The following is a 15278-nucleotide window of genomic DNA, read 5'->3' as shown; positions in this document are numbered from 1 at the left end:
TTACTCCTCCTTCGTTTCAAAATCCATGATGATGCCCTCGACCGGCGCCGGACCGGCGGGAATCTCGGGCGCATCGGGGTTGAGCTCGCGGTCGATATACTCCGGGTTCACGCCGTGGCCGCCCAGATACTCCATGCCGGGGCCCTGGGGCTCGCCGGACGAAAGCGTCTCGTTGACGACCATGCCGGCAGCGTTGCCGGTCTTGACGGCCGACGCGGCGCGCAGGGCGTCGAGCTCGCGCTTGCACTCCTGGCACATACCGACGGTACGGGCAGCCTGGATGGCCTCCATGCCGCCGGCCTTTTGCAGCAGGCGCTTGGCGTAGTCGATCTCCTTGTGCGGGGCAAACGGCTTGCCGCAACGCGAGCAGTGCTCGAGCGTATAGACGCTCTTGCTGGTGAGGTCGTCCTTGCTCATAACAGCCAGCTCAAACTCCTCGGTGAGCTTGATGGCCTCCATGGGGCAGGCTTCCTCGCAGCGGCCGCAGAAGATGCAGCGGCCGTAGTCGATCGACCAGGTGATGGTATCGGCCGCAAGGTCGGTGTCCATGCGAATGGCATCGGCCGGGCATGCCACGCCGCAGGCACCGCAGGCGATGCAGAGCTCGGCGTTGTGCTCGGGCTTGCCGCGCATGTCCTTGTTGGTGGGAAGCGGCGCAAACGGGTACTTGACCGTCGCGTCGCCGGCCCTGGCGTTAACCTTCCAAAGCTTCAGCATATTAGAGCGCCTCCTCATCGAGCGGGGCGGCCATGGTGCCCTCGCCCGCAAGCGGCGACTTGTCGCGCCAGACGTTCTCGAACTGCTCCTTGTCGAGCACGTGGTCGCACTTGGCGGCGACATCGGTCACCGTCACGCGGTCGGTGCAGGAGTAGCACGGGTCGAGCGAGCCGACGATCAGCGCCGCGTCGCCCACGGTGTTGCCGCGGAACATGTAGCGCAGGACCGGCCAGTTGCTGTACGTGGCGGCCTTGGCGCGCCAGCGGTAGCACTTCTGGTTATTGCCGAGCATGGCCCAGTGCACGTCCTCGCCGCGCGGCGCCTCGGTAGCGCCGATGGCGTACTTGTGCGGAGTGTACTCCCAATCCGTGGTGAGGATGGGACCCGACGGGCAGTTCTCGAGCATGGTCTCGATCATGTCGATCGAATCGTAGACCTCCTGGATGCGAACGGCGGTACGGCCGAAGGCATCGCAGGTGTCGGCCGTGGCGGCGTGCATCTTCTGAATATCCGGATCGGCGTAGCCGTCGAAGGGATGGTCAAAGCGCACGTCGCGGGCATAGCCCGAACCGCGCATGAGCGGGCCGACCGGCGAGAAGTCGCGTGCGATCTTGCGGTCCAAGATGCCGATGCCACTCGTACGCTCGATAAAGTTGGGCGTGGAGAGCAGCACGTCGACGAGTTCAGAGACCTCGGAGCGCAGCTGGTGGATGGTCGTGAGCGTGGAAAGCTTCTGCTCAGCCAAAATGTCGCGGCGCACGCCGCCGATCACATTGAGGCCGTAGGTCTTGCGGTGACCGGAGAGCTTCTCGGCCAGGTCCATGGACTTCTCGCGGACGCGGAAGAACTGCTGGAAGCCGGAGTCGAAGCCCGTGTAGTGCGACGCCAGGCCAATGTTGAGCAGATGCGAGTGCAGGCGTTCGACCTCGAGCATGATGGCGCGGATGTACTGGGCGCGCGGCGGCACATGGATGCCCTGGGCGCGCTCGACGGCCTCGGCGTAGGCCACCGAGTGGGCGCAGCCGCAGATGCCGCAGACGCGATCGGCGAGGAACGTCACGGCGTCATAGTTCAGGCGCGTCTCGGCGACTTTCTCCATGCCGCGGTGCACGTAGAACAGACGGTAGTCGGCGTCGACGATCGTCTCGCCCTCAACGAACAGGCGGAAGTGGCCGGGCTCGTCGGAGGTGATGTGCAACGGGCCCATGGGGACGAGCGTGGTCTCCTTGCCCTTGGTGTCGGCCAAGAACTCGTAGTTTTCCATGTCGCTCGCGGGAGCGGGACGGAAGCGGTAGTCCATGGAGTCCTTGCGCAGCGGGTACAGGCCGCTGGGCCAATCGTCGGGCAGCACCAGGCGACGACGGTCGGGCAGACCCTCGGGGATCAGGCCGAACATGTCGCGCAGCTCGCGCTCGCCCCACACGCAGGCGGGGACGAACGGCGTCACGGACGGGAACGTCATCTTGGCGGGATCGACCTCGGTGCGCACGGTCACCCAGCCGGGATCCTCCCCCTCCATGGAGATGACGTAGTACACGGCGTAGCGGCCGCACAGACTGCGCTCGTCGTTGCCGACGATCACGGGAATCCAGCCGTAGCGCTCGTAGTACAGGTAGTGGACGGCCTCGGGCAGCTTGTCCTGCTTGACGGTGATCGTCAGCTGGTCCTCGCACTGCCACTCGACCTTCTCGATGCAGCCCGGAACGGCGCGGCGCAGGGCCTCGACATGGCTCTCGCAGCGACGGGCATACACCTTGTTCTCAGTTTCAATCATTCGTTACTCCACCTCGCTCTGAGCGGTCTCGGTACCGAACACAGCGCGGTACATCGGCGTCGCGTGAAGTTCCTCGGTGCTCTGCTCGAGCACGATGCCGGTCGCGGTCTCCACACCGTGCACGAGAGGCAGCGGGGTGGCGATGCCAAACCACAAGATCATGACAGCCAGGATGATTTCGGGGATAAGCATGAGCGCCGGGGCCTCATGCTTGCCCATGCCCTGGGGCGCATGGCCGAATACCGACTTGAGTGCGATGCGGGTGAGCGCGGAGATGGCCACGGTAAGACCGAGGGCGACCACGACGACCAGCCACATGGGACCGGCGGTAACACCGGCGACAAAAGTCAGGAACTCGGAGATAAACATGCCAAAGGGCGGGAAGGCGGCAAGACCGAGCAGCGCCAGGATGGCGAGCGCGGCGGTTGCGGGGGCAACCTCGACGACGCCCTGAATCTTGGCCAGGCTACGCGTGCCAAAGGCGTGTTGGATGTTGCCGGACACGCAGAAGGCAAGCGTCTTGGTAAAGCCGTGGAACACGCAGTGCAGCAGGGCCGCGGCGATACCCAGCGGGCCGCCGATACCCAGGCACAGGGCGATAACGCCCACGTTCTCCACAGACGAGTACGCAAAGCGGCGCTTGAGGTCATCCTGGCGAAACATCGAAAGTGCCGCCACCAAAATGGACAGCGTGCCGACGATGAGCAGCAAAAGCTGCGGATACTCGGCGCCCACGGCCTGGATGGTAAAGCCGTAGAAGCGCATGATCACAAGCATGGCGCACTTAAGCAGCACGCCCGAGAGCAGGGCCGAGACAGGGCTCGGAGCCTGGGAGTGGGCATCGGGCAGCCAAGTGTGCATGGGGAACAGGCCGGCCTTGGTGCCAAAGCCAATCACGATAAACGCAAAGGCGAGGCGCATAAGCGTCGGGTCGAACTGGTCGGCATTCGGCAGCACGCACGACAGAAATGCGGCCTCGTGGGCGTTGGGAATCACGTCGGCGGCGTTGGCGTAGATCAGCAGCGTACCGAACAGGCCGAAGGCCACGCCGGCGGTGCAGACCATCGCATACTTCCAAGAAGCCTCGAGGGCCGTCTTGTTCTTGTAGATACCCACGAGGAACACGGTAGAAAGCGTGGTCGCCTCCACGGCGGCCCACGTGAGGATCATGTTGTTGGACAGGCACGCGAGCAGCATGGTGAACACAAACAGGCTAAACAGCGCAAAATACTGCTTGGCGCGCTCGGCGGGCATGGAGCCCTCCTCGATATCGGCCTTTACATAGGGCAGCGAGAACAGCCCCGTAAGAAAACCGATAAAGCCGATAAGCAGCACAAAGATGGCGCCCAGCGAATCGAGGTGGAACCACAGGCCAAGAGCGCTCGCGGCGTCGCCGCTCATAAGGACGTCACCGGCCGTCATAATCGACAGCACCAGGACGGCTGCGACGGAGACCAGGTTGAGACCGGCAAATACGTTATAGGACGTATTCTTGGGCAAAAACGCCATGACCAGCGAGAACACCAAAGGAGTCGCGAGCAGGGCGAGAATCAACGTTTCCATGGACTACCCCCTCAGCTCGGACAGGTCGCGCGCATCGAGCGAGTGGGAATCGTCCCAGATGCGACGCACGACGATGGACATGATGATGACGGCAAAGATGGCATCGGTGGCGATACCGATCTCGATGATCTCGGGAGCGGTGGGGGCCAAAAGTGCAAGCGTCACGTGGCTGCCGTTTTCCATAAGGCAGTATCCAAAGATCTGCTTCATGATGTTGCGCTGCGAAATGATGCAGGTGAGTCCCACAAAGAAGTGAGCGAAGCTAATGGCGAGCGCAGGCGTTGCAACCTCGGCCGTGGGCAGGCTGATCTGCGTCACGACGGCAAAGCAGATCGCGACCTCCACGGCGATGATGCAGATGGCCCATGCGGGTTTAAGGCCGGCCTTAAGCGATGCGTCGCTCGGCTCGTCCATCTTCTTGTATGCGCGGTTGAGGATATATGGGACCAGGACGACCTTGGTGATAAAGGCAGATCCAGCCCACATAAGCAGCTCCTGCGCACCGGTAGTGGCACCGAGCGTGGCGAGCAGTCCCACGAGCACCAGCGACTGCACCGCATACCAGCGGATGGCGTGCTTGATGTTCTTGGAGACGACCACCATGGTGGACGTGACGATCAGAAGGCCGCCAAGGATGTTGACGATCGAATAACCCATGTCGTTCTACCTCCTAACCGATCCAGCTGGCCGAAAGCGGGCCGCTGACGATGACCATGATGATAAGCACGATGAACACGAACGCCATCGCGCGGGGAAGCGGGGCTCCCGCAGCGACCTCGTCGCTCGGCTCGCCGGGCAGGCAATAGCCCATCCACTTCAGGAACCAGGCGAAGGTGGCGACGGTCTCGGCAACCATGATGCACACGAGCACCAGGATCGCAACGTTGCCGGCACCCACGGAAAAGCCGCCGGCGATGATCTGGAACTTCGAGAAGAACGTGTTCATGGGAGGCACCCCGGCAATGGCGAGCGCGGCGACACCAAAGCCCACGCCCGAGATCGGGTACTTCTTTACGATGCCGCGAAGCTTGGGCAGCATACGCGTACCGAGCGTAAAGGAGAATGAGCCGGCGATCAGGAAGAACAGCGTCTTGGCGAAGGCGTGGTTAAAGATGTGGCACACGGCGCCATCAAAGGCCAGCTGGCTGCCAAAGACCGAAAGGCCCAGACCAAAGAACACATAGGAGAGCTGGGCGATCGTGGAGAAGGCCAGCAGGCGCTTCATGTCCTTTTGCGGCAGGTACATAAGGAAACCAAAGAGCATGGTGACCATGGCGTCGATAATGGCGACCCAGCCCACGATCTCGGGAACCTCGCCGGCAGAGACGAGTGCGCGTGCGAACACGCACACGCCGACCTTAACCATCGAGGCGCCATGCAGGTAGGCCGAAACAGGCGTCGGCGCCTCCATGGCCGAAGGCAGCCACATGTACATGGGAACCTGTGCGGACTTGGCCCAGGCCGCAAACAGTACGAGCAAAAGGACGATGGCCTTGAGCTTGGCATCGAGGCCGGCAATCGCGGTAATGGCGAAGGTGCCGGTGTGGGCAAACACGATGGCGGCACCCAGATACAGGCCGAGCGCACCGATATGCGTAATGATCAGGGCCTTCATGCCGGCCTTCTTGGCCGTAGGCGTCATGTAGTAGCTAATGAGGCCCCAAGAGCACGCACCCGTGATCTCAAAGAATACGAGCTGGCCCATAAGGGTCGAGCTGTACACGAGGCCGGCCATGGCGCCGATGAAGGTCGCGAGGTACGCGTAGAAGCGACGACGTGGCGCGTCGGGATGCTCACGGTTATTCTCGCTCATATAGGGGATCGAATAGATCACGACAAGCAGGCCGATACCCACAAAGGCGGGCGCGAGCAGCGTGCTCATGCGATCGAAGGTGAATCCCATGACGAGGGTCTGCCCAAACGAGATCAGGGGGACCTGTGTGTCGGGCATGCCGGCGCCAGCGAAATTCACGGCGAGGGCGATAGTGCAGACCGTCGAGACGGCGGCACCCAAAACGCTGAACCACTTGGCGTACGGACGGGGGAACAGGGCGACGAGCACCGAGGCCACCATCGGGGCCGCGATAGCGACCAAGCCGAGAAGGGACAGACTGACTGCAAATGACATTGTTTCTCCCTTCTCCTACACGCCGACGACCACGAAGACAAACGCCAGGACGGCGATGCCCACGACGGCCCAGGTCTGATTGCCAAGCACCTTAAAACGCGAGCGCGAGCAGGAGTTCTCGATCACGCCGCATACGACAAAGTCGATCAGGCACTTCAGCAGGAAGATGACCGCGCCCAGAACGGCGGCGGCGCCCACGGTCGCGGGCTCGCCCCAGGGGACGAAGATCGCGCAGAACCAGGCGACGACCAGGACCTGCTTCATGGACATGGCGAGCTTGGCCATCGCAAGCGACGGGCCGGAAAGCTCGGCGAGCGGACCTTCCTGAAGCTCTTGCTCGGCCTCGGCCTGATCAAACGGCAACTTGCCGAGCTCCATATAGCAGGCAATCGCAAAGGCGATGCCGGCGAGGATCACGGCGACCGGCGCGTCGATGGCGCCCGTCATGATGTGCTGACCCATGGTGGCGATGTCGGTGGAGCCGCACACCAGGGCGGCGGCAAACAGCGCCAGCAGCATGGACGGCTCGATGAGCACGCTCATGAGCAGCTCGCGGACGCCGCCGATACCGGCGTAGGCGTTGGACGAATCCACGCCGCAGAGAGCGAAGAAGAAGCGGGCGAGCGCCAGGCTGTACATGATGGTGATGGCGTCACCAAAGACCGGGATGGGGCTTTGTGCCGTAAAGAGCGGCAGGCCCATCGCGAGCATAAAGGCGACGGCGAAGAACAGCGGCGGCATAATGCGCAGCGCAAAGCTCGCGTCCTCGCACTGGGACTCGGGGCGCGCAAAGAGCTTGGCCAGGTCGCGGTAGTCCTGCATGATGCTGGGGCCGCGACGGTTGTGCATCTTGGCGCGGATCACGCGGCCGAGACCGGAGAAGAACGGCGCGACGGCCATAACGACCACGCCCTGCAGAACGGCAAGTACGATGTTGTTCATGCTCTCCCCTCCTTAACCCATTTGCACGGCGAGCACGAGGAACACCACGAGTGCCGCGACGATGTAGCAGATATAGATGCTGTAGTTGCCGCCCTCGAGCTTAGTCGCGAGATCGGCGAGCTTCTCGACACCCTTATGCGGGGCATCGACGAGAACCTTGTCGGGCACGGGCTCCACAGCCTCGGCCACGCCGGTGAGCTTCTGGAAGAAGTGCGCGATGGACCAGCAGACGGCCGTGCAGCGGTCGCGCAGCGTGTAGAGCGGCTGCATAAACCAGGACACCTCGGAGGCAAAGGTCGTGGCCACGACGGACATATGCTCGTTGGGAGCATAGCCGCATGCCCACGGCTGGGACTTCTGCACCTTGCCGACGGTCTTGAGCTTGCGATAACCGCAGGCAAGGCCGACGAGCACCACGAGCGCTATAGCGATCGCGGGCGTGGAGGTAACAGCGCCGGAGTACTGGTTCATGAGCTCCATGCCCTCGGCGGCATACACGCCGCCGTACGGGTGCAGCACGGACGCGGCGACATCGACCAGCACGGGCGCGATCACGGGAGCGCCGATGCCCAGCACGACACAGATGGCCGCGAGCAGGCCCTGCGCAAACACCATGGGGGCGGGAACCTCCTTGGCATTGGCCGCGGCCTTGGAGCGGGGCGCGGAGGCAAAGGAGACGCCATAGGCCTTGACGAAGCACGTGACGGCCAGCGCGCCGGTAATGGCAAGCGCGACGGCAGCGAACACGGCCACGATCATGACGGCCTTGTCGCCCTGCATGGCGGCGTTAAACAGCGACTGGTAGGTAAACCACTCGGACACAAAGCCGTTGAAGGGCGGGATGGCCGAGATGGCAAGCGCGCCAACGAGGAAGCAGATGGCCGTTGCCGGCATACGACGGAACAGGCCGCCCATCTTCTCCATATTGCGCGTACCCGTGGAGTACAGCAGCGCACCGGCGCCCAAGAACAGCTCGCCCTTAAACATCGCGTGGTTAAACGTGTGGTAGAGGGCGGCCATCAGGGCCAGGACGGCGATGCCGACCGAGTCGAGCGCCATGGCGGCCATGGAGGCGCCGACACCGAGCAAAATGATGCCGATGTTCTCGACGGAGTGATAGGCCAGCAGGCGCTTGATGTCATGCTCCTGCAGGGCGAAGGCCACACCGAGCACCGACGAGATCGCACCGAATACCATGACCATAAGGCCCCACCAGACCTGAACGCCCGAGGCGGAGAGCAGGTCGAGACCAACCTTGAGGATACCGAAGATACCGATCTTGATCATGCCGCCGGACATGAGGGCACTCACGTTGGACGGCGCCTCGGGATGTGCCTTGGGCAGCCAGCCGTGCAGCGGGATGATACCGGCCTTGGCACCAAAGCCAAAGAAGGCGAGCACGAAGCACACGGATGCGACCGCGGGGCTAAACTGCGTAGTACGGAAATCCGCAAAGGCAAACGAGCCACCGGCGAAGTTGGTCATGGTGAGAAAGCTCGCCATGATGAGCACAAAGCCCACGTGCGCGATCACAAAGTAGAGCCAACCGCCATGGATGGAGTTCTCGTTCTCCTCGATCACGACCAGGAAGTACGAGGTCAGCGACATGAGCTCAAAGGCAACCAGGAACCAAAACACGTTGTCGGCGGTGATGACGAGCATCATGGACGCCACGAAGGTGTTAAAAAAGAAGCCGGCGCGGCCCTTTTTGCCCGGGTACTCATCAAAGTAGTTGAGACCGTAGATCGAACCGGCAAACGCGAGCACCGAGATGAGCGCCACGAACAGGCCGGACAGCTGATTGAGCAGCAGCTGGAAATGGGCAAACGGGAAGAACACGATGGTGTCGACCGACGCGACATCGCCCAGCACGGCCTGGATACCGGCCACAAACGAAAGCACCGCGGCGGCGGCGCCGATAAGGCATCCGGCGGTCTTGGCGGCGTTATCGGCCTTGATCAGCAGAACCGAGGCGAGCGCACCGATGCACGAGACGGCAAGCGATGCGATAAACAGCGTCATGCTATCCATTGTTTACGCTCCCTCCTGCTTTCTCGGACAGACCCTGGGCCACGGCGGTAGCGTCGACGGCCGGACCGTTTTCGATCGAGCGCAGGCGCTTGGCCTCGTCGAGCTCGCGATCGGCCGCGCCGCCCATGACGGTCAGCGCCTTGGTGGGGCACGCCGCCACACAATGCGGGCCGTCCGGATCGAAGGCGCACAGGTCGCACTTGACAGCGCAGGTATACTGGCCGGGAGCCCACGTAAGCAGGCTGCTCAGGGACTTAGGATACGAAGGCGTCGGGTCGCACATGCCTGCGACACCGGCGATAGACGTGCCATCGGGATGGATGGCTCCGAAGGGGCACGCGATGGCGCACAGCCTGCACCCGATGCACTCCTGCTCCTTGACGTGGATGCGATCGCCATCGTGCTCGATGGCATTCACCGGGCAAACCTCGGCGCAGGGGGCACCCTCGCAATGGTGGCAGGCAAGGGCGGCCGAAATACCGCCGGTCTTCACGAGCGCCAGGCGCGGCGCATCCTGAAGACCCTGCATCCGGTGGGCGTCGGCACAGGCGGACTGGCATGTTCCGCAGCCGATGCACCTCTCCGGGTTGATGTCGATGAAGCGGTTCATCCCCACTTCCTTTCAAAATAACGGGCCGGGCTCCCGAACGTACGGGACGCCCGGCCCAAAAAGCCAACGAGAACGGGACTACACGATTTGGTTCACGTGCGTCTCGTCGTCGAACTTGGCGGCGCCGGGCTCAATGTCCTGGGGAGCGGCGGCGTCCACCAGAGCCTGCTTGAGCTCGGTGTACTGACGCTCGACCTCGCCCTCGGCCCAGACCTGGTCGGCGATTGGATCGACCTGGCAGGCGGAGAACTTGTCCTCGGGCGTATGCGAGACCGGGTCGACCTTGTGCATGGTCAGCTCGTTGCACTTGCCGATCCACCACTGGTAGGTCATATAGACCGTGCCCTTGTTGATACGGTCGCTCACATCGGCGCGGCTGTACACCTGGCCACGGCGGCTGTGAATCGAGACGATGTCGCCGTTCTTGATGCCGCGCGCCTGGGCGTCCGCGGGATTCATGCGGACAAAACCGGGCTCGTCGGCGAGCAGCGCCAGCGTCTTGCAGTTGCCGGTCATCGAGCGGCAGCTGTAGTGGCCGACCTCACGGACGGTGCACAGGATGAGCGGGTACTCATCGTCGGGAAGCTCGGAGGGCGCCTCCCAGTCGTGTGCCATCAGGTTGGCGCGACCGTCCTTGGTGGTGAACTTGCCACCAACGAACATGTCGGCCGTGCCGTGGTCGTTCACATCGGTGCTCTTGACCGGCCACTGGGCGTAACCGCCCTCGGGAGCCATCTTCTCGTAGGTCGCGCCCACAAAGTTGGGGCACAGGCTAATGCACTCGTTCCAGATCTGCTCGGTGTTGTCGTAGTGCATGGGATAGCCCATGCGCGTGGACAGGTCCGCGAAGATCTCCCAGTCGTGACGGCACTCGCCCTTGGGCGGAACGGCCGCGTCAAAGTGCTGGAAGCTACGGTCAGACGCGGTAAAGACACCCTCGTGCTCGCCCCAAGAGGTGGCAGGCAGGATGACGTCGGCGAGCATGGTCGTCTGCGTCATAAAGATGTCCTGGCAGATGAACAGGTCCAGCTCGGAGAGCGTCTTGCGCATTCCGGCCGAATCGGGCTCGGTCTGCACCGGGTCCTCGCCGTAGTTGTAGAAGCAGTGCACCTTGCCCTCGTCGACCAGGTGACCCAGGTCGGTGAGCTTGTAGCCCTCCTCCAAGGGGAGCTTTTCCTCGGGCACGCCCCAAGCCTTGGCAAACTTGGCACGCACAGCCGGGTCGGTGACTTTCTGGTAGCCAGGGTACAGGTTGGGCAGCATGCCCATATCGCAGGAGCCCTGGACATTATTCTGGCCACGCACGGGCGCGAGGCCGGAGTTGGGTTTGCCGATCTGGCCGGCAACGCAGGCAATGGAGGCGATGGTGTGCACCGTCTTCAGGTTCTGCTTCTGCTGGCATACGCCCATGCCCCAGCCAATGATGGCAGAGGGCTTCGCCGTGGCGTACATCTCGGCAGCTTGGTGGATCAACGCGGGCTCGATACCCGTGATGTCCTGTACGGATTCGGGAGTGTAGTTCTTGATGGTCTCCCACCACTCGTCAAAGCCGTTCGTGTGCTCGGCGACGAAATCCTTGTCGTAGAGGCCATCGTTGACCAGACAGTTGGCAAAGGCGTTGAGGAACGCAACATTGCAACCGTTCTTGATCGGAAGGTAGAGATCGGCGATACGCGCGGTTTCGATATGGCGCGGGTCGGCGACGATGATCTTGCAACCCTTTTCTTTGGCTCGCACGATACGCCTTGCGACGATGGGGTGCGAATCGGCAGGGTTATAGCCGAAGAGGAATATGCAGCCCGCATCCTCCATACCGGGGATGGAGCATGACATGCAACCTGAACCAACCGTGTCCATCAGACCGAGGACAGTAGGGCCGTGTCAAGTACGGGCGCAGTTGTCCACGCTGTGGGTGCCGATGCACGCACGCGTAAACTTCTGCATGACGTAGTTCGCCTCATTGCCGCCGCCTCGCGAAGAGCCGGTGGTCATGACAGCGTTAGGACCATATTCGTCAATTATGGCCTGCATCTTAGATGCGGTGAAATCCAGTGCCTCGTCCCAGCTTACGCGCTCAAGATCCGCGCCCTTGGTGCGGCGGATCATCGGGTGCAGTACGCGGGGAGTCAAGATCTTGGTGTCGTTGATGAAGTCGTAGCCGCTCATGCCCTTAAGGCACAGCTCGCCCTGGTTGGTGATGCCGTTGAGCGGTTCGGTACCCACGACCTGGCCGTTTTGGACCAGGAGGTTAAACTGGCAACCGGCGCCGCAGTACGGGCAGATCACTTTATGCTTCTCCATGACACCCTCCTTCCTTTCTCTGCTACCGATTAATCGGTACGTATTTGACAGTCGTGGGGCTTGTATGGCCACCCGCCTACGCCTCGTTTTCGATGGTGGCGCGGGCACGCTCGGCGATCAGCTCCGCCAGGCGCTCCTCGTCTACCAGGGTGAGGCCCTTGGTCGGGCACGCCTCGGCACACGCCGGGCCGCCGGGACGGTCCACGCACAGGTCGCACTTGAGCACGAAGCTCTTGGTCTGCGAACCCACGCGCACGTCGCCCATCAAGACGGGGACCTGCGTGGTCGCCACGCTCACGGCGCCAAAGGGGCAGGCCATGACGCAGCTCTTGCAGCCGATGCAGTTGTCCTCGTTAACGCCGATACGATGGTTCTTTGGATCAAAGAACAAGGCGCCCGTGGGACAGGCCTTGGCGCACGGCGCGTCCTCGCAATGGTGGCAGGCCACCGGTGCGGAAATCTCGTAGGTGCGCGTTACGCGCAGTCGCGGTGCGGCGATGTTGCCGGGGATGTCGTGCGCCTCGATACACGCCGCCATGCAGGTTTGACACCCAATGCAGCGCGAAGAATCGGCTACGACTCGTTTATTGCCCATGTTATTCACTCCCTCCTGAATCCCTTGCCGGAGAGACCCTGTCGACGTTGCCCCAGGCCGCCCGTGGCCTGGCATCGGCGTATCGAATACATGCGGCGAAACAGGTACTCGGTAGAATTTCTCCAACGGTATACAGGTTGAATATACGCAGTTGCCTGGGCAAACTAGCTCGTAGGGCCTGCAATACGGGTGTATTGCAGAGGTTTGGGCTGGTTAGGATTATTCTTGGGTAACTATAAAGGTGAGTGTATTACACGCGTAGGCCTCAGAGATTTTTACATGCTCTCATTTTGGATGTACTACGCTTGTATTCGTGTTAATCGTTATCATACTTGAGTGAAATAAAGCAATGGTTATAAGATGCTCAGAAGTCGGCATATGCAGCATTTGACCGACTATATTGCACGCTAGCTAGGGGAGGTCAGTGATGTCATCGACTCAAAAACGAGCCATCCTGCAGGTGCGCATTCGCGAGGAAGACAAGCAGCATGCCGAGCATCTCTACGACGCCATGGGCACATCGCTCGCCGAGGCCGTCCGTCTTTTTGTCGCGCAGAGCATTTTGATGCGCAAGCTTCCCTTTCAGCCGGTCGCCGTGCGCTCAAAGGACGGCACCGCCGCCTATGGATTGCTCAAAGCATACGGTGACCCCAATCGCCGCGCCGAGGAGCGCAATGCCTGGATTGAATACCTTGCTATAGAAAGCGATGATTCGGTTTTGGGCCCCGAGGAAGTAGATATCCATGAGTAACACCATCATCGATGAGACCGTCATCCTACGCTACCTGCTTAACGACGACGAGGTCCTGTCACCGCGCGCCGCCCAGGTCATCGCCACGCGCACCGCCCGCGTCTACCCCGAGACAATCACGCGCGTGGCCGTTACGCTGCGCGACGTCTACAAGGTCCCTCGCGTGGAGATTGCGACGGCCATGACCAAGCTGCTCGATGACGTCATGGTCGACGAGCCCACCGTTGTCGCCCTTGCCATCAAACTCTTTGGCAAGACCCATATGGACGTTACCGACTGTCTGCTTGCCGCCCGTACTGCCATCTATAACGACGACGTCGTGAGCTTTGGCAAGCCCATCATCCAAGGCATGATCGATTACCGCCGCAAGCGCCAAACCGCCGCCGACGCCCGCGACAGCGCCACCGATGCCCGCGGCCACGGCACCGACGCCACCATCGACAAGCTCCGCCGCCACGGTCGCCACTAACCGACAGGCAACGGCCTCGCCCGCCCCTCAACCCCATCCCCTCCTAAGTTGCGGTGAAATAGTTCCTGGATTTAGGCTTATTCGAGCTTTTCAGGAACTATTTCACCGCAACTTTCTGTAAGGGTGGTTTTAGTGCCGCCGAGGGGCACTAATCAACCGTTTGCCGATATGTTTGGCCCTGATTCATGACTCTGACCTGCACCGTCAAGCTTTTGGTCAGTTCATGGCAAGGTCTGGCGGACCAAATATGGGATAGCGTAGTGTCATTCCCTCCCCCTCGAGACCATGGGGTCGAAAATGAGTCATGATAAACGCTGTTTCAAACCGCAGGTAGAGCTGTTCTTCCGGTTATTCGAGGCCCATCATGGCGGGCATCTGTTTGTAGCCACTAAAAAATGGGATGAACGCTGTGCCTACGCGCTCATGCAAAAAGAGATGATTATTCGACTCTACAACCATGTCTACGCTGATCCCGCATATTGGAATGACCTCGGCGTCGAAGATCGCATCTTTCAATTGGCATCCACTATTGCGGTCGTTGAACAGGATGCCGTGTTTTGTGGAGCAACGGCGGCACTGCTCTATGGCATCGGTTCTGCATATTCGCTTCTCGACAAGGTGCAAGTGCTGCTGCCGCGTTCCACCAGACGCGATATGTACGAATTCGTTGAATACCGACGCTGGCGGCCGGGCGACGTATGGCAGCTCGGCCCGTTTACGTTAACAGATCCATATCGCACGGTGGTCGACATCGCCCGAACGAGCGCTTTTCGATATGCACTAGGCTATGTCGACGGGCTGGCTCGTGAGTACGGTGTCGAGCGTGAAGAATTGCGTGCATATGCACAAGCGAACTGCCGCGGACTGCACGGCATCGCGCGCGCATTTGAGGTTTTTGAACACATGGATGGCAGATCGGATAACGGTGGAGAATCCGAAGCGCGGGCGGCAATGATATTGGCGGGAGTTGCCGCTCCCGAACTTCAGGTTGAAATCACTCGACCGGGAAACGCCGGCTATTATTTGGCAGATTACGGCTGGCAGATGTCAAACGGCTCTTGGATGCTGGCTGAGCTGCATGGACTAGGCAAGTTTGAGGACGACGCCCAATATGATCCGGAACATACTGCGGCAAAAACCTATCGAGCTGCCCTCATGCGCGATGCGAACCTGCGTGCCATGGGCCACAATGTCATTCATTTCACGCTCTCAGACACCTACGATGTCAAAGCGTTCGGCTCCATAATGCGCGGCTACGGTATACCAACCACAAAACCCTACGTAGACTCCTGACCGGCTGTCCTCATCTTCTCGACAACAGAACCCATCATCGACCCAGCCCGCTCGGCCTCAATAAGTTGCGGTGAAATAGTTCCTGGATAACAGCTTTTGCGGCT

The 15278-nt window shown here is 61.3% G+C and carries 13 protein-coding genes; 3 read left to right on the top strand and 10 right to left on the bottom strand.

The window, feature by feature from the left end; translation table 11 throughout:
• The 10 genes from SFLMC1_RS03480 to SFLMC1_RS03430 all read right to left on the bottom strand — a co-directional run bounded on the left by SFLMC1_RS03480 (window position 1) and on the right by SFLMC1_RS03430 (window position 12661).
• Window positions 1-717 (bottom strand): formate hydrogenlyase complex iron-sulfur subunit, encoded by a 717-nt coding sequence (locus SFLMC1_RS03480; RefSeq protein WP_152073955.1) that lies wholly within the window; start codon window positions 715-717, stop codon window positions 1-3.
• A 1-nt stretch (window position 718) separates the two neighbouring features.
• Window positions 719-2491 (bottom strand): NADH-quinone oxidoreductase subunit C, encoded by a 1773-nt coding sequence (locus SFLMC1_RS03475; RefSeq protein ID WP_152073956.1) that lies wholly within the window; start codon window positions 2489-2491, stop codon window positions 719-721.
• 3 nt (window positions 2492-2494) lie between these two features.
• Window positions 2495-4054: a hydrogenase 4 subunit F gene (locus tag SFLMC1_RS03470; RefSeq protein ID WP_152073957.1), complete on the bottom strand. Its 1560-nt coding sequence runs from the start codon at window positions 4052-4054 to the stop codon at window positions 2495-2497.
• Window positions 4055-4057: 3 nt separating this feature from the next.
• Window positions 4058-4711 (bottom strand): hydrogenase 4 membrane subunit, encoded by a 654-nt coding sequence (gene hyfE / locus SFLMC1_RS03465; RefSeq protein WP_152073958.1) that lies wholly within the window; start codon window positions 4709-4711, stop codon window positions 4058-4060.
• A 13-nt stretch (window positions 4712-4724) separates the two neighbouring features.
• Entirely contained in the window at window positions 4725-6182 is a 1458-nt protein-coding gene (locus SFLMC1_RS03460) for a hydrogenase 4 subunit D (RefSeq protein WP_152073959.1), read from the bottom strand.
• A 15-nt stretch (window positions 6183-6197) separates the two neighbouring features.
• Window positions 6198-7124 (bottom strand): respiratory chain complex I subunit 1 family protein, encoded by a 927-nt coding sequence (locus SFLMC1_RS03455; protein ID WP_152073960.1) that lies wholly within the window; start codon window positions 7122-7124, stop codon window positions 6198-6200.
• Window positions 7125-7136: 12 nt separating this feature from the next.
• Complete coding sequence (gene hyfB / locus SFLMC1_RS03450; RefSeq protein WP_152073961.1) at window positions 7137-9155, bottom strand: hydrogenase 4 subunit B; 2019 nt, start codon at window positions 9153-9155, stop codon at window positions 7137-7139.
• A complete protein-coding gene (locus SFLMC1_RS03445; RefSeq protein ID WP_152073962.1) occupies window positions 9148-9765 on the bottom strand; it encodes a 4Fe-4S dicluster domain-containing protein in 618 nt (205 codons plus the stop codon). Before SFLMC1_RS03445 ends, hyfB begins: the two co-directional genes overlap by 8 nt.
• A 78-nt stretch (window positions 9766-9843) precedes the next feature.
• Window positions 9844-12066, bottom strand: a complete 2223-nt coding sequence (gene fdhF, locus SFLMC1_RS03440) for a formate dehydrogenase subunit alpha (protein ID WP_152073963.1) — start codon at window positions 12064-12066, stop codon at window positions 9844-9846.
• 76 nt (window positions 12067-12142) lie between these two features.
• Window positions 12143-12661, bottom strand: a complete 519-nt coding sequence (locus SFLMC1_RS03430) for a 4Fe-4S dicluster domain-containing protein (RefSeq protein ID WP_152073964.1) — start codon at window positions 12659-12661, stop codon at window positions 12143-12145.
• 427 nt (window positions 12662-13088) lie between these two features.
• On the opposite strand from SFLMC1_RS03430, the gene SFLMC1_RS03425 reads away from it, so the two are divergent.
• The 3 genes from SFLMC1_RS03425 (at window position 13089) to SFLMC1_RS03415 (ending at window position 15174) form a co-directional block, all read left to right on the top strand.
• Window positions 13089-13412: a type II toxin-antitoxin system RelB/DinJ family antitoxin gene (locus SFLMC1_RS03425; RefSeq protein WP_152073965.1), complete on the top strand. Its 324-nt coding sequence runs from the start codon at window positions 13089-13091 to the stop codon at window positions 13410-13412.
• A complete protein-coding gene (locus SFLMC1_RS03420) occupies window positions 13405-13881 on the top strand; it encodes a PIN domain-containing protein (RefSeq protein ID WP_187323844.1) in 477 nt (158 codons plus the stop codon). The genes SFLMC1_RS03425 and SFLMC1_RS03420 overlap by 8 nt, the downstream gene beginning before the upstream one ends.
• A gap of 297 nt (window positions 13882-14178) precedes the next feature.
• On the top strand, window positions 14179-15174 hold the full coding sequence (locus SFLMC1_RS03415) for a hypothetical protein (RefSeq protein ID WP_152073966.1): 996 nt from the start codon (window positions 14179-14181) through the stop codon (window positions 15172-15174).
• Window positions 15175-15278 lie beyond the last annotated feature (104 nt).

This window comes from Collinsella aerofaciens (assembly GCF_901212495.1).
Taxonomy (GTDB): domain Bacteria; phylum Actinomycetota; class Coriobacteriia; order Coriobacteriales; family Coriobacteriaceae; genus Collinsella; species Collinsella aerofaciens_H.
This window is presented reverse-complemented; position numbering and strand designations above follow the sequence as displayed.